The organism is Microbacterium tenebrionis (assembly GCF_903645325.1).
Taxonomy (GTDB): domain Bacteria; phylum Actinomycetota; class Actinomycetes; order Actinomycetales; family Microbacteriaceae; genus Microbacterium; species Microbacterium tenebrionis.
This window is the reverse complement of record NZ_CAHJXQ010000001.1, coordinates 211,904-237,338: the sequence shown is the minus strand read 5'-3', so window position 1 is coordinate 237,338 and position 25,435 is coordinate 211,904. Positions and strand designations below refer to the sequence as shown.

The following is a 25,435-nucleotide window of genomic DNA, read 5'->3' as shown; positions in this document are numbered from 1 at the left end:
GCCCTACTCTTCCGTGGCGACGGCGATCGGACGGTTCTCGTAGTACGTCTGCAGCACGACCGTCGTACGGGTGCTGACGTTCGCAACGGTACGGATGCCGTTGACCAGCTCTTCCAGCGCCCTGGGCGACGCGACGCGCGCGAACAGCATGTAGCTGGCGTTGCCGGCGATCGAGTGGCACGCCTCGATCTCGGGCATCGGCTCGAGAAGCTCGGGGGCGTTGTCGGGCTGGCCCGGGTCGAGGGGGGTGATCTCGATGAACGCGGACAGCGGCTTGCCCACCGCCTCGGCATCCAGGATCGGCCGGTACCCGGCGATCACACCGCGGGACTCCAGACGGCGGAGTCGCGACTGCACGGCCGACGTCGACAGGCCGACGGCCTCCGACAACTGGGCAAGCGTCGCCCGAGCATCCTCAGAGATCTCGGCGATGATCCGGCGGTCGACAGCATCCTCCATGGGTGGAATAGTATCGGTACTCACGCACTTTCGCCGGATATTTTCCGCCACGTCACGGATCGGAGGTCCCGATGACCACTCCCCTGCAGAACACCGCCATCATCGGCGAGCCCGAGGTCGTCGAGGACGCTGCGCACGCCGAGTCGAGTGCCGCGTGGCGGATGCTGAAGGACGCCGCCGTCGCGATCCGCGACCTGCAGGTCAAGGACGGGTCGATCCCGGATGCCGGCGGTGATCTCTGCGACGTGGCGACGCGCGGCGTCGTGGTCGGCGGCATCCGTGCCCTGTCCCCCGCGTTCCCGCACGACGCCGCATACCTGTCCGCACTCGTGACGGACTTCGACCGCTGGGCCGCATCGGGCTTCGATGTTCCCGACTTCCTCGACTCACTCGTGGCGTTCCAGCCGCAGGAGCACCGGGTCGACGGCATCCGGCACCTCGTGGTCTTCCCGATGTACACCCAGAACGGGTCGAGCGACCGACTGGTCGAGGCGCTGATCGTCGAGACCATCTGGCCGGACTTCATCGGCGAGCTCGAGGCGGGCGACTACGGCAACAAGCTGTTCGTCTCACTGCGCCTGATCGACTTCACCCCGGGCTACGACACGAACTCGGCCGTGCTGTTCCCCGAAACCGTCGCGATGCGGGAGATCCCGCCGTTCACGTGGGGCGCGATCTTCCAGGACCGGGAGGCAGCCCGCTACCGCCGCGTGGTGCGCGCGGCATCCGAGATCACCAAGCTCGAGCTGCCCGAAGACGCGGCGCGGATGCTGGATGACCAGGACCTCACCGAGAAGACGTTCGTGATGTGGGACATCATCCACGACCGCACGCACATGCGCGGCGACCTGCCCTTCGACCCGTTCATGATCAAGCAGCGGATGCCGTTCTTCCTGTATTCGCTCGAGGAGCTGCGCTGCGACCTGACCGCATTCCGCGAGTCCGTCGCGATCCAGCGCCGCCTTCGGTCCCTGAGCCTGTCGAAAGGCGATGACCTGACCGCCACCGAGCAGGAGATGCTCGAGCACGCGGGCCTCGTGCAGTACGCCGTGATCTTCGACCGGATCTTCCGCTTCGCCATCACCGGGTCGCGTGTGCGCAACTACGACGGGCTCGGCGGGCAGCTGCTGTTCGCCTGGCTGCACCAGCGCGGCGTGCTGCACTGGACCGACACCCGGCTGGCGTTCGACTGGGACGGGGTTCCGGAGGCCGTGATCGCGCTCGGAGAGGCGATCGACGACCTGTACTGGCGCTCGATCGACCGCCCGAAGACCGCGCACTGGCTTGCCGCATACGAGCTCGTCAGCTCTGTGGTGGCGCCGAACCCGGCATCCGTCTGGGCCCGCGGGCTGCCGGATGAGGTGCTCGCCGGCGCACCCAAGGGCTACACCGACGCGGTGCTGGACGACGAGTTCCCGCTGTCGATGTTCTTCGAGGCGCTGGAGAAGAAGATGCGCGACGTCATCGCGTCGACGTCGGGGATCCGCGGCACCGATGGGTGACGAGGGCGTGCTCGTTCGTCGCAGAACTGCAGCGACTTCGCATGTTTCCGCGCGATTCGTGCGTGATTGCTGTCGTTCTGCGAAATTCGCGCTCGGCCGCGACGAGGCAGGCGCGCGATGACTGCTGAGGGACGCACGATCGTGCTCGCCGGAGGAACGAGCGCTGCGGGGAAAGCGATCGCGCGGGCGCTGGTGGATGCCGGTGCCCGCGTGATCGCGACCGGACGATCGGAGTCCGGACTCGCCGCCGTGCGGGATGCCGGCGCAGAGGCCGTGGTCGCGGATGCGACCTCACTCGAAGACATGACAAGACTCGCTGGGGCGCTCGGCGCCGTCGACGGGGTGTTCCCGCTCGTCGGCGGTTGGCGTGGGAGCGGCGGACTCGGAGGACAATCCGACGAGGACTTCGCCGCCCTCATGCCGGCTCTCGAGGCCGTGCGCGCGACGTCGCGCGCGTTCGATGCGCTGCTGCAGGCGTCGGATGCCGGACGCTTCGCGATCGTGTCATCCACCGCGGTGGCCCGTCCCCTAGCCGGCGGCGCGAACTACGCGGCGGTCAAGGCGGCGAGCGAGGCATGGGCACGCGCCGTGGCGCACGGGTTCGCGAAGAGCGCGCGGGATGCCGAGACGCCGCTGCGTGCGGCATCCGTCGTCTTCCGCGCGAAGGCGCTCGAACCGGAGGTGCTCGCGACGGCTGCGACTGGACTATGGGATTCCCCCGCCGACGACCTGAACGATCACGTGATCAACCTGGGTTGATCCGTGCCCGGCTTCAGTCGCGGCGCCCCGGCGGGATGCCGGGAACGACGGGTGGGGCATCCGCCCCCGACCCGTCGGGGATCTCCTGCTCCGGAGCCTGCTCGTACAGCAGCGTGAGCTTGCGGTACGAGCGCGTGAAGAACGCGAGCCCTGCGGCGACCACCATGATCAGCCCGGCGAACAGGCACACCAGGGCGATCCCGCGCGCCTCACCCTCGCCCAGCAGCCAGCCCCACTGGCGCTGACCGGCAGGGCTGTCCATGAACGGGATGATGAGGAACTCGGCGATCGGGGCGATGAGGAACGCCGTGATCGGGGCGGCACTGGCCTCCATCGCCGCAGCCATGCCGAACACGCGCCCCTGCCGCCGGAACGGCACGACCTTCTGGATCACCGTCTGCTCAGCCGCCTCGACCGGCGGCACGAGCATCATGTAGATCCAGATCCCCACCACGTACAGCGGCCACCACTCCCGCAGCATGAAGACCGCCCCGAGCAGGCCCATCGCGATCACGACGAGCAGCATGGTGCGCACCGGCCGCTTGCCGAGCCCGAACTTGGCCACCAGCGCCCCGCCGATGAGGAAGCCCGTCGAGCCGAAGGCCAGCGCGATGCCCCAGAGCTGCGCGTTGAACAGCGTCAGACCGTAGGGGTCCATCAGCGCCATGTAGACGCCGCCGATGAGGTTGTTGAACGTCGAGAAGATGATGAGGGCGAACAACCCCGGCGCCATCCGGATCGCCTGCACGCTGCCGCGGAAGTCGAGCGCGCCGGACGAGTTCGGGTCGGGTTGCGGCTCCTCCTCGGGGATGCGGACGAACAGCAGATGCACGAACGTCACAGCCATGAAGACGATCGCGATCACCAGCGTCCATCCCATGCCGAGGAAGCCGATCGACAGCCCCGAGAAAACGCTCGTCACGAGGAACGCGATGCCCTGCACCGTGCCGACCAGGCCGTTGGCGTTGGCGCGCTTGTCCTCTTCGATGAGCAGCGTCACGGTGGTCGACAGCGCGATGTTGCGAAGCTGCTCGATCACGCCGCCGAACAGGATGACCGCGGCGAACACCCAGAACCACGGGGCGCCGAGATCGAGGATCTGCTCTTCCGTGAAGAAAACGAAGAGAACCCCTGCGACGCCGAACGCGACGGCGGAGACGATGCTCGACAGCAGCATCACGGCGTGCTTGCGGTGCCTGTCGACGACTGTTCCGAACACCATCGCGAAGACGGCGACGAAGAGCATGTACGCACCGCCGATGATGCCCGTGGCGAGCACAGATCTGGTCTCGATGTACACCCAGAACGTGAGCGCGAACCATAGGAAGCTCGTCGTCACGTTCGCGATCAACGTGTTGACGAGGACGCCGACGAATGCTCGCCTCGCGGCTGTGCGTTCCATGCCGAGAACACTAATTCGGGGGACCGACATTGGACAGGGGTTCCCCCGAAACTTCGCAAGTAGGCTTGTCCGGTGAGCACACTGCATGACCCCGCGATCCGGGGCTTCGCATCGGACAACTACTCCGGCATCCACCCCGAGGTCCTGGCGGCCATCGCCGCGGCGAACGACGGCCACCAGATCGCCTATGGCGAGGACCAGTACACCGAGCGGCTGCAGGAGGTCTTCCGCAGCCACTTCGGCGACGGCATCCAGGCGTTCCCCGTCTTCAACGGCACCGGCGCGAACGTCGTCGGCCTGCAGTCGATGCTCCCGCGCTGGGGCGCGGTGATCGCGGCATCCACCGCGCACATCAACGTCGACGAGGGCGGCGCCCCCGAGCGCATGGGCGGCATGAAGCTGCTCACCGTCGAGGCCCACGACGGCAAGCTCGCCCCCGAGCTCGTCGACCGCGAGGCGTGGGGCTGGGGCGACGAGCACCGCGCACAGCCGCTGGTCGTCTCGATCACGCAGTCCACCGAGCTCGGCACGCTCTACAAACCGGACGAGATCCGTGCCCTCGCCGAGCACGCGCACGAGCGCGGTATGAAGCTGCACATGGACGGCTCGCGCATCTCGAACGCCGCCGCCGCCCTCGACCTGCCGTTCGCGGCCTTCACGCGCGACGTCGGCGTCGACGTGCTCAGCTTCGGCGGCACGAAGAACGGAGCCATGCTCGGCGAAGCGATCGTCGTGCTGAACCCCGAGGCATCCGACGGGCTCATCTACAGCCGGAAGTATTCGATGCAGCTCGCGTCGAAGATGCGTTTCGTGTCGGCGCAGCTGATCACCCTGCTCGAGGGCGACCTCTGGAAGCGCAACGCCAGCCACTCCAATGCGATGGCCGCGCGTCTGCGCGCCGGAATCGAGGCTGGTCTCGCCGCCGGCACGATCCGCGGCGTCGAGTTCACCCAGCCGACCCAGGTCAACGGCGTCTTCGCGACGCTTCCGGCCGGGGTCGCCGACCAGCTGCGCGAGGTCTTCCGGTTCTACGACTGGGATGCCGCCCGCCGCGAGGTCCGCTGGATGTGCAGCTTCGACACGCAGGAGTCCGACGTCGACGCCTTCATCGAGGCGCTGGGGCGGCTGACGACCGGCGCCTAGGAGCGACGGCCGCCCTTTGATCACGAGACGGGGTTTGCAGCATGAAACCCGTGCCACCAGCATCCGTCTCGTGCTGCAAACCCCGTCTCGATGAAATAAGCGGGGATCGACGAGCGCGGGAGGCGTAAGCGCGAGCGCGCCAGACCGTGTGCGGGCGTCAGCGCAGCAGGCCGAGGCTCGCGAGGGCGTTGCGGATCAGCGTGCCGCGCCCGCCCTCCATCTCGTCGGAGAGCGCGTCGGACGCCGCTTCCTCCGGCGAGAACCAGGTGACCTCGAGTGCATCCTGACGCGGTTCGCACGTCCCCGTCACCGGCACGACATATGCAAGCGAGACCGCGTGCTGCCGATCATCGTGGAACGCGCTCACCCCAGGGATCGGGAAGTACTCGGCGACGGTGAACGGCACCGGCTGCGGCGGCAGGAGCGGGAACGCCATCGGTCCGAGGTCGTTCTCGATGTGGCGGAAGAGCGCGTCGCGGACGGTCTCGCCGAACCGCACCCTCCCCGACACGATCGTGCGCGTCATCTCCCCCAGCGGGGTCGATCGCAGCAGGATGCCGAGTTCGGTGACCTGCCCGGTACCGTCGGTCCGCACGGGGATCGCCTCGACGTACAGCATCGGCAGGCGACGCCGCGCCTCGGCGAGCTCGAACTCGCTCAGCCAGGCGGGGTTGCCCGCACCGGCCGGCGGCTCGCTGAACTGCGAGAGGTCGTCGCCCTCGCCGTCGGGGTCTGGATCTGGTGTGCGCACCGCCATGCTCCATTTCTACCAGTGTCGGTCTGCGCTGGCAGGATGGACGCGTGAGCGACTCCCTGACGATCGATGCGGATGCCACGCGCTGGGCGCCCGCGGACCGCGACGGCCTGCCCCTTCTCGTGCTCCTGCACGGCTACGGCTCGGATGAGAACGATCTGTTCGCGCTGCGCCCGTTCCTCCCCGAGGGGATCGCGGTCGCTTCGGTCGCAGCGCCCCTGACCCCGCCGTTTCCGATGTCGGGCCGGTCCTGGTATCCCATCGAGGGCCTCGAGGGTCGGAGTCCTGCCGCAACCACGGCCGCGGCCGAGGCGCTGCTGCGCTGGCTCGACGAGCACGCCGCCGAGGCCCCGAAGATCGCACTTCTCGGCTTCTCGCAGGGCGCCGCGGTGTCTCTGCAGGCGATGAGGCTGGATGCCGGGCGCTTCGGTGCGATCGTCGCGCTCAGCGGGTACGCGACACCGGGCGACCTCCCGGGTGACGAAGAAATCCAGACGACGAGGCCGCATGTCTTCTGGGGTCGCGGCACCCACGACGACGTCATCCCGCAGCCGCTCATCGACCACACGTCGCAGTGGCTCCCGGATCACGCCGATCTCACCGGCCGCGTCTACCCCGGCCTCACGCACAGCGTCTCGGAGGAAGAGCTCGCCGACGTGCGGGTGTTCCTCGAGAAGTGGCGGGACGACTCAGCGAGCTGAGTCGGGCTCGTCGTCGCCGGTCTGATCGTCGTCCGGCTCCTCCGCGTCGGCACCCCCGCCGTCATCCGCGGCACGCCGCCGGCTCCCGGCTGCGCCGAACGCGACGGCGAACACGATCCCGATGGCGACGCCGATCGCGATCCCGGCGCCCATGTTGTCCAGCGCGGAGCCCATCGCCACGCCGGCGCCCATGCTGAGAGCGATTCCGATCCCCCAGCTCATCCGCTGACGGACCTCGTGACCGCTCATCTGCTCGTCGCCCATGTCTCCACGGTACGGCGATGCGTCGGCGACGGCATCCGCCGCACGACGGAGATCCGACACGCCCGGGTGTTGCACGATGCGACACGCCCGGGTAGCATCGACGAGTCCTGTCCGCCGTGTTTGGAAGTTCATTGATCTGAGTCGTCGCTCCCGCGCCCATCTTTCCGCGCGCTGACACGACTCCTTCCCCTGCGGTTCCGCCTCCGCCGTCTCTCGGCGTCGATGGGCGACCGGTGTCAGTGCACCCGCACAACACGGAGACACGCATGCAGGCATCGACCCCTCACTCCTCGGTCACGCTCGACCGACTCACCTTCACCTGGCCGGACGGATCCACGGCCCTCGCCGGCGTGGACGGTTCGTTCGGCGCCGGGCGCACAGGCCTCGTGGGCCGCAACGGCTCCGGCAAGTCCACGTTGCTGCGCCTGATCGCCGGCGACCTCGCGCCGACGTCGGGGTCGCTGACGACCTCGGGCGAGGTCGCCTACCTGCCGCAGCGACTCACGCTCGACACAGATCGGCGGGTGGCCGACCTGCTCGGCATCGCTGAGGCGCTCGACGCCGTCCGCGCCATCGCGGGCGGCGACGTGGACCCCGAGCACTTCGACGCCGTCGGCGACGACTGGGACATCGAGGCTCGCGCACAGGCAGCTCTAGCCGGAGCAGGGCTCGATCCGACGTTCCTCGATCGCCGGATCGGAGAGCTGTCCGGCGGTGAGGCGGTGCTCGTCGCGATCGCCGGCATCCGGCTGCGCCGTGCGTCGATCACGCTGCTCGACGAGCCGACGAACAATCTCGACCGGGATGCCAGGACGAAGCTCGCGGCGATGGTGCGCGCCTGGAAGGGCACGCTCATCGTCGTCAGTCACGACGTGGCGCTTCTCGAGCTGATGGATGCCACCGCCGAACTGTACGCGCACAAACTGACGGTGTTCGGCGGACCGTATTCGGAATGGCGGGCCTGGCTGGATGCCGAGCAGGGCGCCGCTGTGCAGGCCGAACGCGACGCGAAGCAAGCCTTCAAGAAGGAGAAGCGGCAGCGCATCGAGGCCGAGACGAAGCTCGCCGGACGCGCCACGGTCGCGAACAAGGCCCACGTCGAGAAGCGCGTGCCCAAGATCATCGCCAACGGGCGGAAGATGGCCGCGCAGGTGTCGGCTGGGAGGCTGCGCACCGAGGTCGCCGAGAAGGAGAGCATCGCGCGCGACGCGCTCGATGCGGCAGGGCGGCGGGTGCGCGGCGACGCTTCGATGAAGATCGAGCTCCCCGAACCCGAGGTGTCGCGCAGCCGCCGCATCGCGACGATCTGCGACGCCGAGAGATCCTGGGTCATTCAGGGACCGGAGCGCGTCGCGCTCATCGGCGGCAACGGCGTCGGCAAGACCACGCTGCTGCAGCGGCTGGTGGCGGGCGGCGCCCTGCACAACTCCGGAGCTTCTTCGCAGATCAGTGTCGATTCGGCCTCAGACTCGACCGATCCGGAGTTTCTCCGGAGTTGTGCAGGAGAAACGGCGGCAACCTCTGTCGAGGTGACAGCGCACACCGACCGCATCGGCTACCTGCCGCAGCGCGTCGACGGGCTCGACGAGTCGCGATCGGTGATCGAGAACGTGGCTCTGGCTACGCCGGACATCCCCGAGAAGGAGCTGCGCAACCGGCTCGCCCGGTTCCTCATCCGCGGTGATGCGACCGACCGGCCGGTGGGCACGCTGTCGGGCGGCGAGCGCTTCCGCACGGCTCTGGCGGCGCTGCTCCTCGCCGATCCCGCTCCGCACCTCGTCGTCCTGGACGAGCCGACGAACAACCTCGACCTCAACACGGTCGACCAGGTCGTCGAGGCGCTGCGCGCCTACCGTGGCGCGGTGCTCGTCGTGAGCCACGACGACGGGTTCCTCGCCCGGCTCGACCTCGATCTCATCCTCGAGCTCGACGCCGATGGCAACCTGACCGAGGTCGTGGCGCCGACTATTTAGCGCGGCTGCTGCGCATCGCCCTGGTGTGCGCGAGAGAGGGGTCGGCGGCGAGCGCCGCGTACTCCTCGGAATCCCGCGGCACCAGGGCGACGCGCCCCTCCGCGTCGTGATGCGTGCCCCAGCCGTACCTCTTGCCGAGCGGTGAGGACCGCAGGCACGGCTGGCCCTTCGAGAAGAACTCCGCTCTGGCGTCTTGGTCGTTCGGATCGATGCCCTTGCGCAGGGCATGCGTCTCGAAGATGACGTCGTCGGACGTGCGGCCATAGGGCTTCTCGGAGATGAGCCGGTAGTGCAGCGCCGCGATCGACAGGTTCTCGGCGATCGGCGGCTCCACTCCGTGGTCGATCGGACAGTCCTCGGATACCTCGATGAACGTGCCGCTGTAGTTCGTCGTGTGGTCAGCCATGACACCACCATCCACCCCTGCACGGACATTGTCGAGAGCGCATGTCGGACGCCTGCACGAAGATGGACGTGTGGGTGACTCTTCGACAGGCTCAGCGCACCGCGTTCTCGATCGCTTCACCCCGGCCACACAAGACTGGTTCCGGGGTGCGTTCGCCGCGCCCACGAACGCGCAGGCCGGAGCGTGGGAGGCGATCTCTGCCGGTAAGCACGCCCTCGTCGTCGCGCCGACCGGTTCTGGCAAGACCCTGTCGGCGTTCCTGTGGGCGATCGACAGCGTGTTCCGCGAGAAGGCGGATGCCGCGGACAGCACAGGCACCCGCATCCTCTACATCTCGCCCTTGAAGGCGCTCGGCGTCGACGTCGAGCGCAACCTCCGGTCGCCGCTGGTCGGCATCGGCCAGTCGGCCCGCCGCCTCGGCATCCACGCCCCCGGCGTCACCGTCGGAGTCCGCTCGGGAGATACGACCTCGAGCGACCGGCGCAAGCTCGTCGCGAATCCGCCGGACATCCTCATCACGACGCCCGAGTCGCTGTATCTGATGCTCACGAGCCGGGCGGGTGACACCCTGCGCGGCGTGCACACCGTGATCATCGACGAGGTGCACGCGGTCGCCGCCACGAAGCGCGGCGCGCATCTCGCCGTGAGCCTGGAGCGCCTCGACGCACTGCGGCGGGCAGCAGGGGCGGATGCCCCGGCTCAGCGCATCGGGCTGTCGGCGACTGTGCGTCCCATCGACGAGGTCGCCCGATTCCTGGGCGGGTCGGCGCCGGTCGAGATCGTGGCACCGAAGGCCTCGAAGACGTTCGAGCTGTCGGTGTCCGTTCCCATGGACGACATGACGAATCCGCCTCCGCCCCCGGGTGCACCGCCGACAGACGACGACGCGGCCGAGTACACCGAAGTCACCGGATCGGTCTGGCCGCATGTCGAAGAGGCGATCGTCGACCGCATCCTCGAGAACAAATCCACGATCGTGTTCTCGAACTCCCGCCGCCTCGCCGAGCGGCTCACCGGCCGCTTGAACGAGATCTACTCCGAACGCATCGGGGTTCCGCTCCCCGACGCACCGGCGCCTCCGGCCGCCATGATGGCCCAGGCCGGTTCCACGGCCGGCGCCGATCCCGTACTCGCCAAGGCGCACCACGGCTCGGTCTCGAAGGAGCAGCGGGCCCTCGTCGAAGAAGAGCTCAAGTCCGGCGTCCTGCGCTGCGTCGTCGCGACCAGCAGCCTCGAGCTCGGCATCGACATGGGCGCTGTCGATCTCGTGATCCAGGTCGAGGCTCCACCGTCTGCGGCATCCGGTCTGCAGCGCGTCGGACGCGCCGGCCACCAGGTCGGCGAGGTGAGCCGCGCCGCGCTGTTCCCGAAGCACCGTGGCGACGTGCTGCACACCGCGATCGTCACCGAGCGGATGCTGGCAGGCAAGATCGAGGCGATCGCCGTGCCGCGCAATCCGCTCGACATCCTCGCGCAGCAGACCGTCGCTGCGTGCGCGCAGGGCGTCATCAGCGTCGAGGAGTGGTTCGAGACAGTTCGGCGGTCTGCGCCGTTCCAGTCGCTTCCGCGCTCCGCGTTCGAGGCGACCCTCGACCTGCTGGCGGGCCGGTTCCCGTCCGACGAGTTCGCCGAGCTGCGCCCGCGCCTCGTGTGGGACCGGGATGCCGGCACCCTCACCGGCCGCCCCGGCGCGCAGCGGATCGCGGTGACGAGCGGCGGCACGATCCCCGACCGCGGGCTGTTCGGCGTCTTCGTCGCGGGCGAGGGCGCCGGCCGCCGGGTCGGCGAGCTCGATGAGGAGATGGTCTACGAATCGCGCGTCGGCGACGTCTTCACCCTCGGCACGACGAGTTGGCGGATCGCCGAGATCACGCACGATCGTGTTAACGTGCTGCCCGCGTACGGGCAGCCGGGAAAGGTGCCGTTCTGGCACGGCGACGGGATCGGCCGCCCGTACGAGCTCGGTGAGGCGCTCGGCGCGTTCTCGCGCGAAGTGGATGCCGCGCCTGCGGAGAAGGCCGCGCAGCGTCTGATCGACGCCGGCCTCGACGAGCAGGCCCGCGGGAATCTGCTGGCGCATCTGAAGGAGCAGCGCGAAGCCACCGGCACGCTGCCGACCGACCGGAACCTGACCGTCGAGCGCGGACGCGACGAGGTCGGCGACTGGCGGGTCATCCTGCATTCCCCGTACGGCATGAAGGTGCACGCGCCATGGGCGCTGGCCATCAACGCCCGCGTCCGCGAGCGCCTGGGTGTCGATGGTTCGGCTGTCGCGAGCGACGACGGCATCATCGTCCGGATTCCGGATGCCGACGCCGAGCCGCCCGGCGCCGAGCTGTTCGTGTTCGACGCCGACGAGCTGGAGCAGATCGTCACGGACGAGGTCGGCGGGTCGGCGCTGTTCGCCTCACGGTTCCGCGAGTGCGCCGCGCGAGCGCTGCTCATGCCGCGGATGAATCCGAACAAGCGCACGCCCCTGTGGCAGCAGCGGCAGCGGTCGGCGCAGCTGCTCGAGGTCGCGCGGCGGCATCCGACGTTCCCGGTGATCCTGGAGACCCTGCGCGAGGTCCTGCAGGACGTCTACGATCTGCCGTCGCTGCGCAGGCTCACCACTGCGATCGCCGAGCGCCGCGTGCGGCTGGTCGAGACCGAACCCGCGCAGCCCTCGCCATTCGCGCGCGATCTGCTCTTCGGGTACGTCGGCGCGTTCATGTACGAGGGCGACTCGCCACTCGCCGAGCGCCGGGCCGCCGCGCTGTCGGTGGACCCGGCGCTGCTGGGCGAGCTGCTCGGCACCGTCGAGATGCGCGAGCTGCTCGATCCCGAGGTCATCGCGCAGTTCGAGCGCGAGGCGCAGCGGCTCGATCCGTCGCGTCGTGCCCGCGGACTCGAGGGCGTCGCCGATCTGCTCCGCACGCTCGGTCCGCTCGATGCTGCCGAGGTCGCCGCGCGCCTCGAGCCGGAGGATGAGCACGAAGCGACGGCGTCCGCCCACCTCGACGCCCTGATCTCCGCCCGCCGCGCGATCCCCGTCACGATCGCCGGCGCATCCCATGTCGCCGCGATCGAAGACGCGGGGCGCCTGCGCGATGCGCTCGGCGCGGCCCTGCCCACCGGCATCCCCGTCGCGTTCCTCGAACCCGTCGCCGACCCGCTCGGCGACCTCGTCTCGCGCCACGCGCGTACGCACGGCCCGTTCACGACGGATGCCGTCGCCACGCGTTTCGGTCTCGGAGCCGCCGTCGCACGGCACACGCTGCAGCGGCTCGAGCAGGCCGGGCGCATCACGAGCGGTTACTTCCTGCCCGATGCCGCAGGCAGTGCGACGGAGAACGAGTGGTGCGACACCGAGGTGCTGCGACGCCTCCGGATGCGCTCGCTCGCAGCGATCCGCGGCAGCGTCGAGCCCGTCGCCCCCGAGGCGTACGCCCGATTCCTGCCCGACTGGCAGCATCTGTCGCGTCCGCTCGAGGGTGTCGACGGTGTGCTTGCCGTGGTCGAGCAGCTCGCCGGAGTGCCGATTCCGGCAAGCGCGTGGGAGTCTCTCGTGCTGCCGTCGCGGATCCGGGACTACTCCCCCGCGATGCTCGATGAACTGACCTCCAGCGGCGAAGTCGTGTGGGCCGGGCACGGCACGCTGCCGGGGCGCGACGGCTGGGTGTCGCTGCATCCCGCCGATCTCGCCCCGTTCACCCTGCCGATCCCGGAGGCCCCAGACGACTCTGCGTCCGGCGGGAGCGGCGACCTGGAGCGCGCCCTGCTGGAGGCACTCGGCCATGGCGGCGCGTACTTCGCCTCGCAGCTCAAGGAGATGGCAGGGGCGGAGAACGAGCAGTCCGTGCTCGAGGCGCTGTGGAACCTGACATGGGCGGGACGGGTGACCAACGACACCTTCGCGCCGGTGCGCACCCTGCTCGCCGGCGGATCGCAGGCGCACAAGTCCGTGCGGCGGGCACCGCGCACGCGAACGTTCCGCGGGGTTTCGCTGGGGAGCGTATCGTTCAGCGGTGGGTCGACCGCGCCCCCGCGACCGACCGCGACGGGCGGGCGGTGGTCGCTGCTGATGACCGACCGGGCAGACAGCGGCGCCGCTGCGAGCCGCCGGGCGACCGTATCGGCAGGTCTTCTCCTCGACCGCTACGGCGTGGTCACTCGCGGCGCTGTGCAGTCCGAGGGGACGCCGGGCGGCTTCGCGCAGGCGTACCGCATCCTCGCCGGCTTCGAGGAGGCCGGCCACTGCCGCCGCGGCTACGTCATCGAGAGGCTGGGCGCCGCGCAGTTCGCGGCATCCACGACGGTCGACCGTCTGCGCACCTTCGCGAACCTGCCCGACCCCGCACCGCTGCGCGCGATCACCCTCGCGGCGACGGACCCGGCGAACCCGTACGGCGCGGCGCTCGCGTGGCCGCGGCGCGAGGGCGTGTCGCATCGCCCCGGGCGCAAGGCCGGTGGACTCGTCGTCCTCGTCGACGGCGCGCTTGTGCTCTACCTCGAACGCGGCGGCCGCACAGTGCTCGCGTTCGATGACGACCCGGAGGCGCTACGTGCTGCGGCATCCGATCTCGTCGCCACCGCACGCGCCCGGCGCCTGGACACCCTCACCGTCGAGAAGATCAACGGCGAGCCGATCTACGGCACCCCGTTCGCGACGGCTCTGCAGGAGGCCGGATTCGTCGCGACCCCGCGCGGCTTCACCCTGCGCAAGGTGCTGTAGGCGGGGCGATGACCGGCATCGACACGCCTACGCTGGACTCATGATGCGCGAGTTCGCCGCCGGCGTCGGCACACTGCTGCGCGGGTTCCGCATGTGGAAGTCGCACACGAGGCTCCTCGCCCTCGGTCTCATCCCCGCGTTCATCGCCTGGGCGGTCCTGCTCGCCGCGATCGTTCCGCTGCTGATCTGGCTCGGCGACATCACCGACTGGATGACGCCGTTCGCCGACGGGTGGACGGCGCCTTGGCAGGGCATCCTGCGGTTCGGGCTCGGCGCGGTGATCGTCGTCGCGGCTCTCGCGCTGTCGGCCGCGGTCTTCACCGCCCTCACTCTCACGATCGGCGACCCGTTCTACCAGCGGATCTGGAAGGGCGTCGAGCGCTCACTCGGCGAGGACCCGACCGGCGAGTCCGGCTTCTGGTCGACCGTCGGCGAGGGCATCCGGCTCATCACGATGGGAGTCCTCGTCGCCCTGCTCACCCTCGTGATCGGGTTCATCCCGGTGGTCGGCGGGGTCACGGCATCCATCATCGGCGTCATCCTCAACGGCCGCCTGCTCGCCCGCGAACTCACCGGCCGCGCGTTCGACGCGCGCGGCGTGACGGGGCACTCGCGATCCGGGATGCTGCGCACGGGCCGAGCCCGTGTGATCGGCTTCGGCGTAGCGACGCAACTGTGCTTCCTCGTACCGTTCGGTGCGATCGTCACGATGCCCGCCGCGGTCGCGGGCTCGACGCTGCTCGCACACGATCTGCGTCGACGCGCTGCCTACGGCGGTCAGGGGGCGCAAGAGGTGGCCAAGGGGCGGCGCACCAAACCATCTGCGCCCCCTCCGGCAGACGCCAGCGCCGAAGCCCCCGGCCAGGGGGCGCGAACGGCCGTCATCCCAGCAGCAACGCAGCCGAATGCGACCCCGCCCGCACCACCTCCGCCCCCAGCGAGTCCGCGTGCCTGAGGGCGACACCGTCTTCCGCACCGCTCGGCGTCTCGACGACGCGCTCGGGGGGCAGGAGGTCACCCGTTTCGACCTCCGCGTGCCGCGGGCAGCGACCGCCGACCTCACGGGCGAGACGATCCACGGCTGCGTCCCACGCGGCAAGCACCTCCTGCTGCGCATCGGCGAGTACACGCTGCATTCGCATCTGCGCATGGACGGCGCCTGGTTCGTCTACCGTCCCGGCGAGAGATGGCGTCATCCGGCCTTCAAGGCTCGCGCGATCGTCGGCACCGCCGAGCGCGAAGCCGTCGGCGTCGACATCGCCGACATCGAGCTCGTGCGCACGCGCGACGAGGACGAGCTCGTGGGACATCTCGGCCCCGACCCGCTCTCCGACGACTGGGACGCCGCGGAAGCAGCCGCCCGCGTGGGCCGCGACGCCCGCAGCATCCATGTCGCCCTCCTCGATCAGCGCAACGTCGCCGGGTTCGGCAACGAATACGCCGCCGAGCTGCTGTTCCTGCGCGGCATCCTGCCGACGACACCGGCTGCCGAGGTCGACACGGCCGCCCTCATCCTTCTCGGCGCACGCACGATCCGCGCCAACCGCGACCGCCCGGACCGCACCTTCACCGGAGTGAACAGGCCCGGTCAGACGACCTGGGTGTACGGGCGGGCGGATCGCCCCTGCCGCCGTTGCGGCACCCGCATCAGACGCGGCGCGCAGGGAGCCGATCCGACCCGCGAACGCGTCACCTTCTGGTGCCCGAACTGCCAGCGCTGAGCCTTCGACGGGCATCAGGGACCGCTCATCCCCAATGGGGAATGAAAAGCGCACTCCCGTGGTTATTGATATATCCGGGAAGTTCCGGACTGGGAGGAATCTTGGGTAAGAACTACATCGATATCGAGGACGACCAGGGCACGACGCTGCGCTACCGCAAGCACGTCAACGGCCGCGGTCTCGTCGCGCACGGCGCGAAGGTGCATCCGAAGGCCGTTGTCGAAGTCGGCGCCTATATCGAACCGGGGGCCCGCGTCGGCGCGGGAGCCCGAGTGGTCCGCGGGGCGTGGATCGAACCGGATGCCGTGATCGGCGAGAACGCGTACATCGACGCCCATGCGCACATCGGCCAGGGCGCCTCGGTCGGAGACGGGGCCCACATCGGCGTCCGCACCGACATCGGCGCGGGGGCGCGCATCGCGCGTGGAGCGAAGATCGGCGATGACGAGACGGTCGCTGCAGGGCTCCGCATCGCCACCGACCGCAAGGGCCTGTGGCTGGCGGCCTGATCGCCGCGCACCCATCTCACGAGACTGCAAGGCCGCGCCGAGACTGCGTCGATTCGACGCTGTCTCGGCGCAGCCTTGGTGATTCGAGCTACTTCAGTGCACGACGGATGAGGATCGACGCGCTCTCGACGAGCACGACCATGCCGATGATGACGAGCACGTACGCGAGCACCTCATCGAAGTGACGCCCCTGCAGCGCGTTCAGCAGCAGGAAGCCGATGCCGCCGGCTCCGACGATGCCGAGCAGCGTCGCCGAGCGGATGTTCTGCTCGAGCAGGTACATGAGGTGGCTGACCATCGCGGCCACCGACATCGGCATCGTCGATGAGAAGAACACCTGGGTGCGGGTGCTTCCGCCGGCGGCCAGGGCGCGTTCCGGGCCGTTCGGCACCTCTTCCATCGAGTCGCCGATGAGCTTGGCGAGCAGACCCACGCCTCCGATGCCCAGCGCCAGTGCGCCGGCCTGCGGTCCGATGCCGGCCGCGATGATGAACAGGATCGCCACGACGAGGTCCGGGATCGCGCGGATCACGAGTGCGATGCCGCGGAAGGTGTTGCGCACCCAGCTGTTCGGGGCGACGTTGCGTGCCGAGAGAGGCCCGACCACGGCTGAGATGATCGCGCCCATGAGCGTCGCGGCGAACGCGATCTGGATGGTCGTGATGACGGCGGCCATGACGTCCGCCCAGCTGCGGCTGCCGAAGTGCGGCGGCCAGATCGTACGATCGCGCTCCGGGTCGACGAGCTCGTTCCACGACGGCGCGAGCATCTTCGTCACGTCGGGCGCGGCGTAGACGAACGCCGCGACGACGACGAGCACGCCGATCCAGATCCACAGCGTGTTGCCGAGGCGGTTGCGGTCCCAGGGCCGGTGCATGGCCGCCTCGATACGGGCGTTGCGGTCGAGCATCCGGATCGTGGCGGTGTTCACAGCATCCGCCTCGCCCGCCTGGCGACGTGAGACGGCCCGCGCGACCGTGTCGCCGAGTCCCCTGCCGGTCGGCTGGACGCCGAGCAGACGCGTGCGCAGCAGCGACGAGACGATCTCGAACAGTACGCACAGCACGATGATGATGACCACGAGCGGGATGACGCGGCGCATGCCCGCCGGTCCGCCGTGCAGCGCCTCGTCGAGCTCGTAGCCGATGCCGACGACGCCCACGACACCGAGGATGACGGTGCCGCGCAGGTTGATGTCGGCGCGGTGCAGCGTGACCGCGACCCAGGCGGGCAGCACCTGCGGCACGACGCCCGACCAGAACTCCTGCGCCTTCGATCCGCCGGCCGACCGGATCGCGAGCCGCGGGCCCTCGTCGATCTGCTCGATGGCGTCGGCGAACATCTTCGAGATCATGCCGACGGAGTGCAGGCCGATCGCGACGATCGCCGGCAGGGTTCCCGAGTTGAACCACAGGAACGCGAAGATCACGACGAACACGACGTCAGGGACTGCTCGGGCGATGACGCCGATGCCGCGGCACACCGCCATCACGAGCGCGTGCGGTGTCGTGTTGCGGGCCGCGCCGTATGCGACGGGCACCGAGAGAACTGCGGCGAGCGCGGTACCGGCGACGACGAGCGCGAGAGTGATCACGATCGTGAGGAGCATCTCCCAGATCGGCTCGAAGCCGACCCAGGTCGTCACGTATGCCGTCGTCCCATCGGCGAGGCGCTCACCGGTGACCTCCCACCCCGGCCATTGCATGGGCGTTGCCATGCCGAGGAACCGGGCGATGTTCTTGCCGGTCGTGTCGAGGCTCTTCAGGCTGTAGTCGAGGCCGATGAACGACCAGACCCCGAGGGCGAGGATCGCGACGATGACCCCGTACGAGACGACGGTCGACAGACGCGGTGCCGGGCGCGGCACGTTCGCGATGCGTTCGGCGAGGCCGGGCACCGGCCGAGAGGCGACGGTGGTCACGCGGGCTCCTCGTTCGCGAAGTCCTCGGCGAGGCGCTCGCGTCCGGCGCTGCGCTCGGCCTCGCGTTCGCGGATCTGCTCGCGGGCCTCGGCGAGCTCCTCTTCGAGGGCCTCGATCTCGCCGGTCGTGGTCGCGACGCGACCGTAGATCTCCATGACCTGCTCGCGGCTGAGACCTTCGGTGCGGGTGTCGAGCACGACCTCGCCGGCGCGGAGGCCGACGATGCGGTCGCCCCAGCTGAGGGCGAGGTCGACCTGGTGCAGCGAGCAGATGACCGTCAGCGATCGCTCGGCGGCGATCTCGCGGATGAGCGACATGACCTGGCCGCTGGATTCGGGGTCGAGCGATGCGACGGGTTCGTCGGCGAGCAGGATCTCGGGGTCCTGCATGAGTGCGCGCGCGATCGCGACGCGCTGCTGCTGCCCACCGGAGAGCTGGTCGGCTCGCTGATAGGCGAACTCGAGGAGCCCGACGCGGTCGAGGTGCCCGAGCGCCTTCTCGCGCATGGCGCGGGGGTAGGTGAAGATGCCCACGCGCGGGCCGCGCAGCGACGACAGCCCGCCCGTGAGCACGTTCTCGAGCACCGGGAGCGCGCCCACGAGCTCGAACTGCTGGAAGATGAAGCCGATCCGGCCACGGAGCGCGCGCAGGTCACGCCCGCGCAGCGCCGCGACCTCTTGCCCCAGAGAGGTGACGGTCCCCGCGGTGGGGACCTCGAGTCCGTTCACGTGACGCAGGAGCGTCGACTTGCCCGAGCCGGAGAGCCCGAGCAGGACGACGATCTCCCCCGGTTCGACGGACAGCGACACCCCCGTGAGCGCCGGGGCCTTGGCTCCGGGGTAGGTCTTGCCCAGATCGGCGATCCGGACGGCGGGGGTGTCGCTGTTCGTCATGTCAATGGCTCCTGGCTCTGTCTACGTGGTCGGAGAGCGGGGTCAGGCCCGGCAGGCCTCGACCTCGTCGGCGATCTCGGAGCAGAGCGTGCGGATCAGGTCGTAGTACGCGTCGTCGACCTTTCCGAAGCCGAACCAGCCGTCGGTGAGGAACTCGTTGAGCTCGACGCCGGCATCGGTCAGGTCGGACTGCGTGCTGTCGGCGAGGGCCTCGGTCAGCTGGTCCTTGACGTCCTGCGGGAGCGCCGTCTGCATCACGATCGGTGCGGCAGGAACGAGAACGCGGGTGACCTCTTCGAGGTCGCCCGACTCGATCAGCGGGTCGGCGTCGATGTCCTGCGCGAAGCCGACCTGGCAGTCGGTGCCCTCGGCGACCTTGCGGGCGTTGAGGTCGTGCTCCTCGCCGAAGAGACGGTTGTCCTCCGAGACGGTGACGCCCGCCTCGAGCAGTCCGCCCATGGGAACGGCGAAGCCCGAGGTCGAGGTCGGGTTCACGAAGCAGACCGGCCGGTCGGCGAAGTCCTCGAGGGACGTCACGTCGGTCGCGGCGGGGTTCTTCACGGCGACGGAGTAGTAGCCGGGCTCGGCACCCTCCTGCGTGATCTGCGCACCGATCGGCTCGATCTCGGCGCCGGCGTTCTGCGACTGGTAGTAGGTGAATGCCGAGATCTGAGCGATGTCGATCTGGTCGGCGGCGATCGCGAGACCGCGCTTGAGGGTGGACTGCATGGAGGAACCTTTCGAAGGTGCGGGTGCAGGGTGAGGTGGTCGGCAGAGCGGCCGACGTGACGATCCAAGACAGGCCCGACGACGTGCGCGGGTAGAGATGCCCCGTGAACTCGGTGTGAACGTCCGAGTAGCCTGAAACACATGGCATCCGACGCTCCCCAGCCCCGCACCTTCCGCCTCGGCGCGGTCCCCGGGGCGACGCCCGGCAAGTGGATCGACACCTGGAAGCAGCGGATGCCACGGGTCTCGCTCGAGCTCGTGCCGATCGAGGCAACCTCGCAGCGCGCGGCGCTGGAGGGGCTGGATGCCGCGCTCGTCCGCCGCCCTGTCGATGACCCCGACGAGCTGCACGTGATCCCGCTCTACGAGGAGGTCACGGTGGTCGTGGCATCCGCCGAATCGCACCTGATGGCCGCCGACGAGCTGACAGCCGACGACCTCGCCGGGGAGGTTCTGATCACGCCGGCCGACGACGTGCTCGGCCCGTTGGGGCTCCCGACGGCCGAGCCGAAGTTCCCTCAGCTGCCGACGACCGCCGATGCGGTCGCCACGGCCGCCTCAGGCGTCGGCATCGTCGTCGTGCCGATGTCGCTCGCGCGCCTGCATCAGCGCAAGGATGCCGGGTACCGGCCGCTCCTGGATGCGCCGACGTCCTCCGTCGGTCTCGCCTGGTTGCGAGATCGAACGACGGAGGACGTCGAGACGTTCATCGGGATCGTCCGCGGCCGCACCGCGAACTCCTCCCGCTAGCCGACGAGCACCGGCACTTCGACGCGGAGCTCGTCGCCTGCGGCATCCACCCGCACGGAGCCGCCGTCGGCGAGGTCCCCCGACACCAGCAGGTCGGCGATCCGGTCGTCGAGCTCGCGCTGGATCAGCCGGCGCAGCGCCCGGGCCCCGTACTCGGGCTCGTAGCCGTGCTCGCCGAGCCAGTCGACCGCGGCATCCGTCACCTCGACGGCGATCTGCCGCGATGCGAGCCGCGCCGTCGTCGCGCCCAGCATCAGGCGGACGATCTCGCCGAGCTCGTCACGCGAGAGCTTCTGGAACAGCACGATCTCGTCGATGCGGTTCAGGAACTCCGGACGCATCGCCTCACGGAGCTTTCCCATCACGCGTGCCTTCAGGTCGGCCGCGGACGCGAACCCATTCGCCGAGGCATCCGAGCTCGACACGAACCCGAGGGCGCCAGAGCGGGAGGCGAGGAACTCCGAGCCGATGTTCGAGGTCATCACGATCACCGTGTTGCGGAAGTCGACCGTGCGGCCCTGACCGTCGGTGAGCCTCCCGTCGTCGAGCACCTGCAGCAGCAGGTTGAACACGTCGGGGTGCGCCTTCTCGATCTCGTCGAACAGCACGATCGAGTACGGGTTGCGCCGCACGCGCTCGGTGAGCTGCCCTGCCTCGTCGAAGCCGACGTATCCCGGAGGGGCGCCGACGAGCCGCGACACGGTGTGCCGCTCGCCGAACTCGCTCATGTCGAAGCGGATCACGGCGTTCTCGTCGGCGAACAGGCGGTCGGCGAGGGCCTTGGCCAGCTCGGTCTTGCCGACACCGGTGGGGCCGAGGAACAGGAACGATCCGACCGGACGGCGGGCATCGCCCATGCCGGTGCGGCTGCGACGGACGGCGCGGGCCACGGCGGCGACGGCGTCGTCCTGCCCGATCACGCGGGCGTGCAGTTCGGTCTCGAGGTCGGCGAGGCGCTCGCGCTCGCCCTCGGTGAGGCGGCTGGCCGGGATGCCGGTCGCCCGCGAGATCACCTCGGCGATCTCGCGCTCGTCGACGATCGGCTCGGCGACATCGGTGCGCCCGGTGGATGCCGCGTCGATGCGCGCCTGGACAGCCGAGATCTCGTCGCGCAGGTGCGACGCCTCCTCGTACTTCTCCGCGGAGACGGCGGCGTTCTTGCGCGCCTCGAGTTCGGCGAGCTCGGCGAACAGGTCCGACGTGTCGACGGGCACGCCGAGCTTCAACCGCAGCCGGGCACCGGCCTGGTCGATCAGGTCGATCGCCTTGTCGGGCAGCACGCGGTCGGGCAGGTAGCGCGCGCTCATGGCGACGGCCGCCTGCAGAGCAGCATCGGTGTACGAGACCTTGTGGTGGTCCTCGTACGCGCCGCGGAGACCTTCGAGGATCAGTACAGCATCCGCGGTCGACGGCTCGTCGACCTTGACCGGCTGGAAGCGGCGCTCCAGCGCCGGATCCTTCTCGATCTGGCGGTACTCCTTGAGCGTGGTCGCACCGACCATGTGCAGGTCGCCGCGGGCGAGGCGGGGCTTGAGGATGTTGCCGGCATCCATCGCACCGTCACCGGCGCCGCCCGCGCCCACGACCGTGTGCACCTCGTCGATGAAGACGATGATCTCGTCCTTGCGGGCTGCGATCTCGTCCATGGTCTTGGTCAGGCGCTCTTCGAAGTCGCCGCGGTAGCGGGCTCCGGCGAGCATGGCGGGCAGGTCGAGCGCGATGACGCGACGGTCCTTCAGCTGCGCCGGCACCGTGCCGTCGACGATCGCCTGGGCGATGCCGTCGACGATCGCGGTCTTGCCGACGCCGGCCTCGCCGATGAGCACCGGGTTGTTCTTGGTGCGCCGGCTGAGGATCTCGATGGTCTGCTCGATCTCGTCGGCACGGCCGATGACGGGGTCGAGCGCGCCCTCGCGCGCCCGAGCGGTCAGGTCGAGACCGTAGGTGTCGAGCATCGGCGAGTCGGATGCCGGCGCCTCTGCTCCGGCCGCGTCGCCGCCGACGGGAGCAGCGACGTGCTCGCGCACGCCCTGGGTGAGCGCCTCGGCCGTGACTCCGGCGCGGGCGAGGATCTGCCCCGCGGGCACGTCCTGTCCGAGCACGAGCGCGAAGAACACGTGCTCGGGATCGATGTAGGTGGCGCCGGAGGAGCGGGCGACCTGGTACGCGTGGAAGAGCGCGCGGCTGGCGCTCGATGTGATCGTCGCGGCCTCGACACCGGCGGGCTCACCGGGCAGCGGCAGCCGGGACTCGACGGCCTGGATGATCTGCGCCGGATCTGCACCGACGTTCTCGATCGCACGCGCGACGGCGTCGTCCTCGACGATCATGCGCAGCACGTGCAGCGCGTCGAGCTCTGTCTGGCCGCGCTCGAGGGCGAAGCGGCCGGCGCGCTGCAGGATGCGCTGCGTGCGCGCGGTGAGGAACCGGCTGAGGTCGATCGACCGGGACTGCCGAGCCTGCTCGCCGGCGAGATACCGGGCCAGGAACTCGTCGAACGAGCCGGCACCGGTGTCGCTGAAGTCGTTTGCCACGAGGGCCTCCTGAAAGTTGAGTGCTGTTCACTCAGATACGGAACTTGAGTGTACTACGCTCAACTTCAACGCGGGGTTGCGTCGAATATTCCCACGGCGCCGAATAGAATTCTCTGGTGGCCTCGATCCTGTACGTCTGCGTGAGGCCGGAGCAGGGCGCGGCGGATGCCGAGCACCGGTCGTTCCGGCGCGCCCTCGGCGTACCCGGTCTCGATCGCTGGGATCTGCTGGACCGGCCCCTGGACGAGTCGGTCGCGGATCGCTACGACGGCGTCGTCATCGGCGGATCGCCGTTCAACGTGGTCACCGAAGAGCGCGACTACCTGCAGCGTCGCGTCGAGAACAACCTCGAGGCGCTCGCGCAGGATGCCGTCGACGGAAGACTCTCGGCGATGTTCACCTGCTACAGCATCGGCGTCGCGACGAGGATGCTGGGAGGAACCGTCGGCACGGCGGTCTCGGAGTCGACGCGCGCGACGAGCATCCACATCACGGCCGCCGCCGCGGACGACCCGGTGTTCGGACCGTCCGCGCCCTCGATGACCGTGCTCACGGCGCACAAGGAGGGCTCGATCGAGCCTCCGCCCGGAACCGTCCTGCTCGCCACGAACGAGGACTGCCCCGTGCAGGCGTACCGCGCTGGGGCCGGGTTGTACGCGACGCAGTTCCACCCCGAGGTCACACCGCAGGACTTCGTCGACCGCATGGCCTACTACCGCACGACGGGCTACTTCGACCCGCACGAGTACGATCTGACGGCCGAGCGCGTACTCGCCTCGGCGCCCACCGGCACCGACCTGCTGCGCCGCTTCGCGGAAACGCTCACCGAGCGAGCAGCAGCTCGACCTGCTCGCTGAGATACCCCTCCAGCGGTCGCCACGAATCCCCCGACCACCGCACCGAGACCACGCCGTCGCGCATCGCCAGCGGGCCGGACGCACCGCCGGCATCCACGGCATCCAGCTCGATGACCGACCACCCGACGTGCACGACCTCGCCTTCGCGGAACCCGCTTCGCAGCGCCATCTGACGTCGCGCCGCGCGCTCGCGCGCCGACTCCGCCGTGTATCCGCGGCGTCCAGGGTCGGCCGCACGGAGGACCTCCCCCGTCGCCAGCACGCGGTCGTCCGTGAGCAGCAGCACGCCCACGTGCCAGGCCTGGCCGATCCGTACGATGCGCTCGCCGCGCCAGCGCGAAGAGCGCTCCTCACCGAGGGCTTCCTTCGCAACGCCCGCGAGCGCGACCCGAGCGGCATCCAGCAGCGCTGCGGTCGTCGTCATCCGCCCAGGCTACCGATTCGCCGCCTCGACCACCGACGCGGCAGAATCGATGCACACCCCTGCAAGGAGCATCCATGCCTCAGACCGATACCGCACGCCTGCTCATCGCCTGCGATGACCAGCCCGGAATCGTCGCCGCCGTCGCGAACGTCCTCGCTCAGCACGGCGCGAACATCATCTCGCTCGATCAGCATTCGACGGATGCCGCGGGCGGGCGCTTCTTCCAGCGCACGGTGATCCACCTCCCAGGGCTCTCCGCGGCCCGCCCGGCCCTCGAGGCGTCGATCGACGAGGTCGCCGAGAGGTTCGGCATGGAGTGGTCGCTGCACGACACGTCGCGTCGCAAGCGCGTCGCGATCTTCGTGTCGAAGTACGACCACTGCCTCATGGAGCTGATGTGGCGCCAGCAGCGCGGCCAGCTCGACGTCGACATCACGATGGTCGTCTCCAATCACCCCGACCTGGCCGAGGCCGTCCGCGGGTTCGGTGTGCCGTTCGTGCACATTCCGCGCGGCACCGGAGAGGACGCCAAGGAGGCGATGGAGGCCCGCCAGCTCGAACTGCTGCAGGGCAATGTCGACCTCGTGGTGCTCGCGCGCTACATGCAGATCCTCACGGACGACTTCATCGAGAAGGTCGGCGCCCCGGTGATCAACATCCACCACTCGTTCCTGCCGGCGTTCATCGGCGCGAACCCGTACGCGCGCGCCAAGGAGCGCGGCGTGAAGCTCATCGGTGCGACGGCGCACTACGCCACGGCCGACCTCGACGAGGGTCCGATCATCGAGCAGGACGTCACGCGCGTCACGCATTCCGAGTCGGCTGCCGAGCTGCAGAGCCGCGGCGCCGACGTCGAGCGTCTGGTGCTCGCGCGGGCCGTGCAGTGGCACGCGGAGGACCGCGTGATCGTGCACGGCCGCTCGACCGTCATCCTGTAACGACTACAGGACCTTCGCGAGGAAGTCCTTCAGCCGGTCGCTCGTGGGCGAACCGAACAGCTCGGTGGGCGCAGCCTCTTCG

The 25,435-nt window shown here is 69.5% G+C and carries 22 protein-coding genes; 12 read left to right on the top strand and 10 right to left on the bottom strand.

Annotated elements, in window-relative coordinates:
- Positions 1-3: 3 nt before the first annotated feature.
- A complete protein-coding gene (locus HWX58_RS01140) occupies positions 4-459 on the bottom strand; it encodes an Lrp/AsnC family transcriptional regulator (protein ID WP_175985154.1) in 456 nt (151 codons plus the stop codon).
- A gap of 71 nt (positions 460-530) precedes the next feature.
- Here HWX58_RS01140 and HWX58_RS01135 point away from each other — a divergent pair, with 71 nt between their 5' ends.
- Positions 531-1,961, top strand: a complete 1,431-nt coding sequence (locus HWX58_RS01135) for a DUF6421 family protein (protein ID WP_175985152.1) — start codon at positions 531-533, stop codon at positions 1,959-1,961.
- Positions 1,962-2,078: 117 nt separating this feature from the next.
- Complete coding sequence (locus HWX58_RS01130) at positions 2,079-2,720, top strand: SDR family NAD(P)-dependent oxidoreductase (protein WP_175985150.1); 642 nt, start codon at positions 2,079-2,081, stop codon at positions 2,718-2,720.
- Between the two features lie 13 nt (positions 2,721-2,733).
- Here HWX58_RS01130 and HWX58_RS01125 read toward each other — a convergent pair whose 3' ends face one another.
- Positions 2,734-4,122: an MFS transporter gene (locus tag HWX58_RS01125; protein ID WP_175985148.1), complete on the bottom strand. Its 1,389-nt coding sequence runs from the start codon at positions 4,120-4,122 to the stop codon at positions 2,734-2,736.
- A 72-nt stretch (positions 4,123-4,194) separates the two neighbouring features.
- Between HWX58_RS01125 and HWX58_RS01120 the strand changes: the two genes are divergently transcribed.
- Positions 4,195-5,265, top strand: a complete 1,071-nt coding sequence (locus tag HWX58_RS01120) for a threonine aldolase family protein (RefSeq protein WP_175985146.1) — start codon at positions 4,195-4,197, stop codon at positions 5,263-5,265.
- 157 nt (positions 5,266-5,422) lie between these two features.
- Here HWX58_RS01120 and HWX58_RS01115 read toward each other — a convergent pair whose 3' ends face one another.
- Positions 5,423-6,022 (bottom strand): NUDIX hydrolase family protein, encoded by a 600-nt coding sequence (locus tag HWX58_RS01115; protein WP_175985144.1) that lies wholly within the window; start codon positions 6,020-6,022, stop codon positions 5,423-5,425.
- A 44-nt stretch (positions 6,023-6,066) separates the two neighbouring features.
- Between HWX58_RS01115 and HWX58_RS01110 the strand changes: the two genes are divergently transcribed.
- The gene (locus HWX58_RS01110; RefSeq protein ID WP_175985142.1) at positions 6,067-6,720 is read left to right on the top strand and encodes an alpha/beta hydrolase; all 654 of its coding nucleotides are present in this window, start codon (positions 6,067-6,069) and stop codon (positions 6,718-6,720) included.
- Here the strand turns inward: HWX58_RS01110 and HWX58_RS01105 are convergent.
- Positions 6,709-7,044: a glycine zipper domain-containing protein gene (locus HWX58_RS01105; protein ID WP_175984913.1), complete on the bottom strand. Its 336-nt coding sequence runs from the start codon at positions 7,042-7,044 to the stop codon at positions 6,709-6,711. The genes HWX58_RS01110 and HWX58_RS01105 overlap by 12 nt on opposite strands.
- A gap of 206 nt (positions 7,045-7,250) precedes the next feature.
- On the opposite strand from HWX58_RS01105, the gene HWX58_RS01100 reads away from it, so the two are divergent.
- The gene (locus HWX58_RS01100; RefSeq protein ID WP_175985140.1) at positions 7,251-8,957 is read left to right on the top strand and encodes an ATP-binding cassette domain-containing protein; all 1,707 of its coding nucleotides are present in this window, start codon (positions 7,251-7,253) and stop codon (positions 8,955-8,957) included.
- Here HWX58_RS01100 and HWX58_RS01095 read toward each other — a convergent pair.
- Positions 8,950-9,363: a DUF6157 family protein gene (locus HWX58_RS01095; RefSeq protein ID WP_175985137.1), complete on the bottom strand. Its 414-nt coding sequence runs from the start codon at positions 9,361-9,363 to the stop codon at positions 8,950-8,952. The genes HWX58_RS01100 and HWX58_RS01095 overlap by 8 nt on opposite strands.
- On the opposite strand from HWX58_RS01095, the gene HWX58_RS01090 reads away from it, so the two are divergent.
- The 4 genes from HWX58_RS01090 (at position 9,362) to HWX58_RS01075 (ending at position 16,307) form a co-directional block, all read left to right on the top strand.
- The gene (locus tag HWX58_RS01090) at positions 9,362-14,077 is read left to right on the top strand and encodes an ATP-dependent helicase (protein WP_175985135.1); all 4,716 of its coding nucleotides are present in this window, start codon (positions 9,362-9,364) and stop codon (positions 14,075-14,077) included. The genes HWX58_RS01095 and HWX58_RS01090 overlap by 2 nt on opposite strands.
- 40 nt (positions 14,078-14,117) lie before the next feature.
- A complete protein-coding gene (locus HWX58_RS01085) occupies positions 14,118-15,032 on the top strand; it encodes an EI24 domain-containing protein (RefSeq protein WP_250646033.1) in 915 nt (304 codons plus the stop codon).
- Complete coding sequence (locus HWX58_RS01080; protein WP_175985133.1) at positions 15,025-15,798, top strand: DNA-formamidopyrimidine glycosylase family protein; 774 nt, start codon at positions 15,025-15,027, stop codon at positions 15,796-15,798. Before HWX58_RS01085 ends, HWX58_RS01080 begins: the two co-directional genes overlap by 8 nt.
- Positions 15,799-15,899: 101 nt before the next feature.
- Positions 15,900-16,307, top strand: a complete 408-nt coding sequence (locus tag HWX58_RS01075) for a transferase (protein WP_175985131.1) — start codon at positions 15,900-15,902, stop codon at positions 16,305-16,307.
- An 88-nt stretch (positions 16,308-16,395) separates the two neighbouring features.
- Here HWX58_RS01075 and HWX58_RS01070 read toward each other — a convergent pair whose 3' ends face one another.
- The 3 genes from HWX58_RS01070 to HWX58_RS01060 are packed head-to-tail and all read right to left on the bottom strand — an operon-like array spanning position 16,396 to position 19,850.
- Positions 16,396-18,228, bottom strand: a complete 1,833-nt coding sequence (locus HWX58_RS01070) for a PhnE/PtxC family ABC transporter permease (RefSeq protein WP_175985130.1) — start codon at positions 18,226-18,228, stop codon at positions 16,396-16,398.
- Positions 18,225-19,121 (bottom strand): phosphonate ABC transporter ATP-binding protein, encoded by an 897-nt coding sequence (phnC, locus tag HWX58_RS01065; RefSeq protein ID WP_175985128.1) that lies wholly within the window; start codon positions 19,119-19,121, stop codon positions 18,225-18,227. Before phnC ends, HWX58_RS01070 begins: the two co-directional genes overlap by 4 nt.
- A 42-nt stretch (positions 19,122-19,163) precedes the next feature.
- On the bottom strand, positions 19,164-19,850 hold the full coding sequence (locus HWX58_RS01060; RefSeq protein WP_175985126.1) for a phosphate/phosphite/phosphonate ABC transporter substrate-binding protein: 687 nt from the start codon (positions 19,848-19,850) through the stop codon (positions 19,164-19,166).
- 141 nt (positions 19,851-19,991) lie between these two features.
- Here HWX58_RS01060 and HWX58_RS01055 point away from each other — a divergent pair, with 141 nt between their 5' ends.
- Positions 19,992-20,600: a LysR substrate-binding domain-containing protein gene (locus tag HWX58_RS01055; protein ID WP_175985123.1), complete on the top strand. Its 609-nt coding sequence runs from the start codon at positions 19,992-19,994 to the stop codon at positions 20,598-20,600.
- On the opposite strand, the gene HWX58_RS01050 is transcribed toward HWX58_RS01055, so the two are convergent.
- Positions 20,597-23,134, bottom strand: a complete 2,538-nt coding sequence (locus HWX58_RS01050) for an ATP-dependent Clp protease ATP-binding subunit (protein ID WP_175985121.1) — start codon at positions 23,132-23,134, stop codon at positions 20,597-20,599. The genes HWX58_RS01055 and HWX58_RS01050 overlap by 4 nt on opposite strands.
- A 116-nt stretch (positions 23,135-23,250) precedes the next feature.
- On the opposite strand from HWX58_RS01050, the gene HWX58_RS01045 reads away from it, so the two are divergent.
- Positions 23,251-23,991 (top strand): glutamine amidotransferase-related protein, encoded by a 741-nt coding sequence (locus HWX58_RS01045; RefSeq protein ID WP_175985119.1) that lies wholly within the window; start codon positions 23,251-23,253, stop codon positions 23,989-23,991.
- On the opposite strand, the gene HWX58_RS01040 is transcribed toward HWX58_RS01045, so the two are convergent.
- A complete protein-coding gene (locus HWX58_RS01040; protein WP_175985117.1) occupies positions 23,957-24,415 on the bottom strand; it encodes a glutaminase in 459 nt (152 codons plus the stop codon). The two genes, HWX58_RS01045 and HWX58_RS01040, sit on opposite strands and share 35 nt — an antisense overlap.
- Before the next feature lie 74 nt (positions 24,416-24,489).
- On the opposite strand from HWX58_RS01040, the gene purU reads away from it, so the two are divergent.
- Positions 24,490-25,353 (top strand): formyltetrahydrofolate deformylase, encoded by an 864-nt coding sequence (gene purU / locus HWX58_RS01035; RefSeq protein WP_175985115.1) that lies wholly within the window; start codon positions 24,490-24,492, stop codon positions 25,351-25,353.
- Positions 25,354-25,435 lie beyond the last annotated feature (82 nt).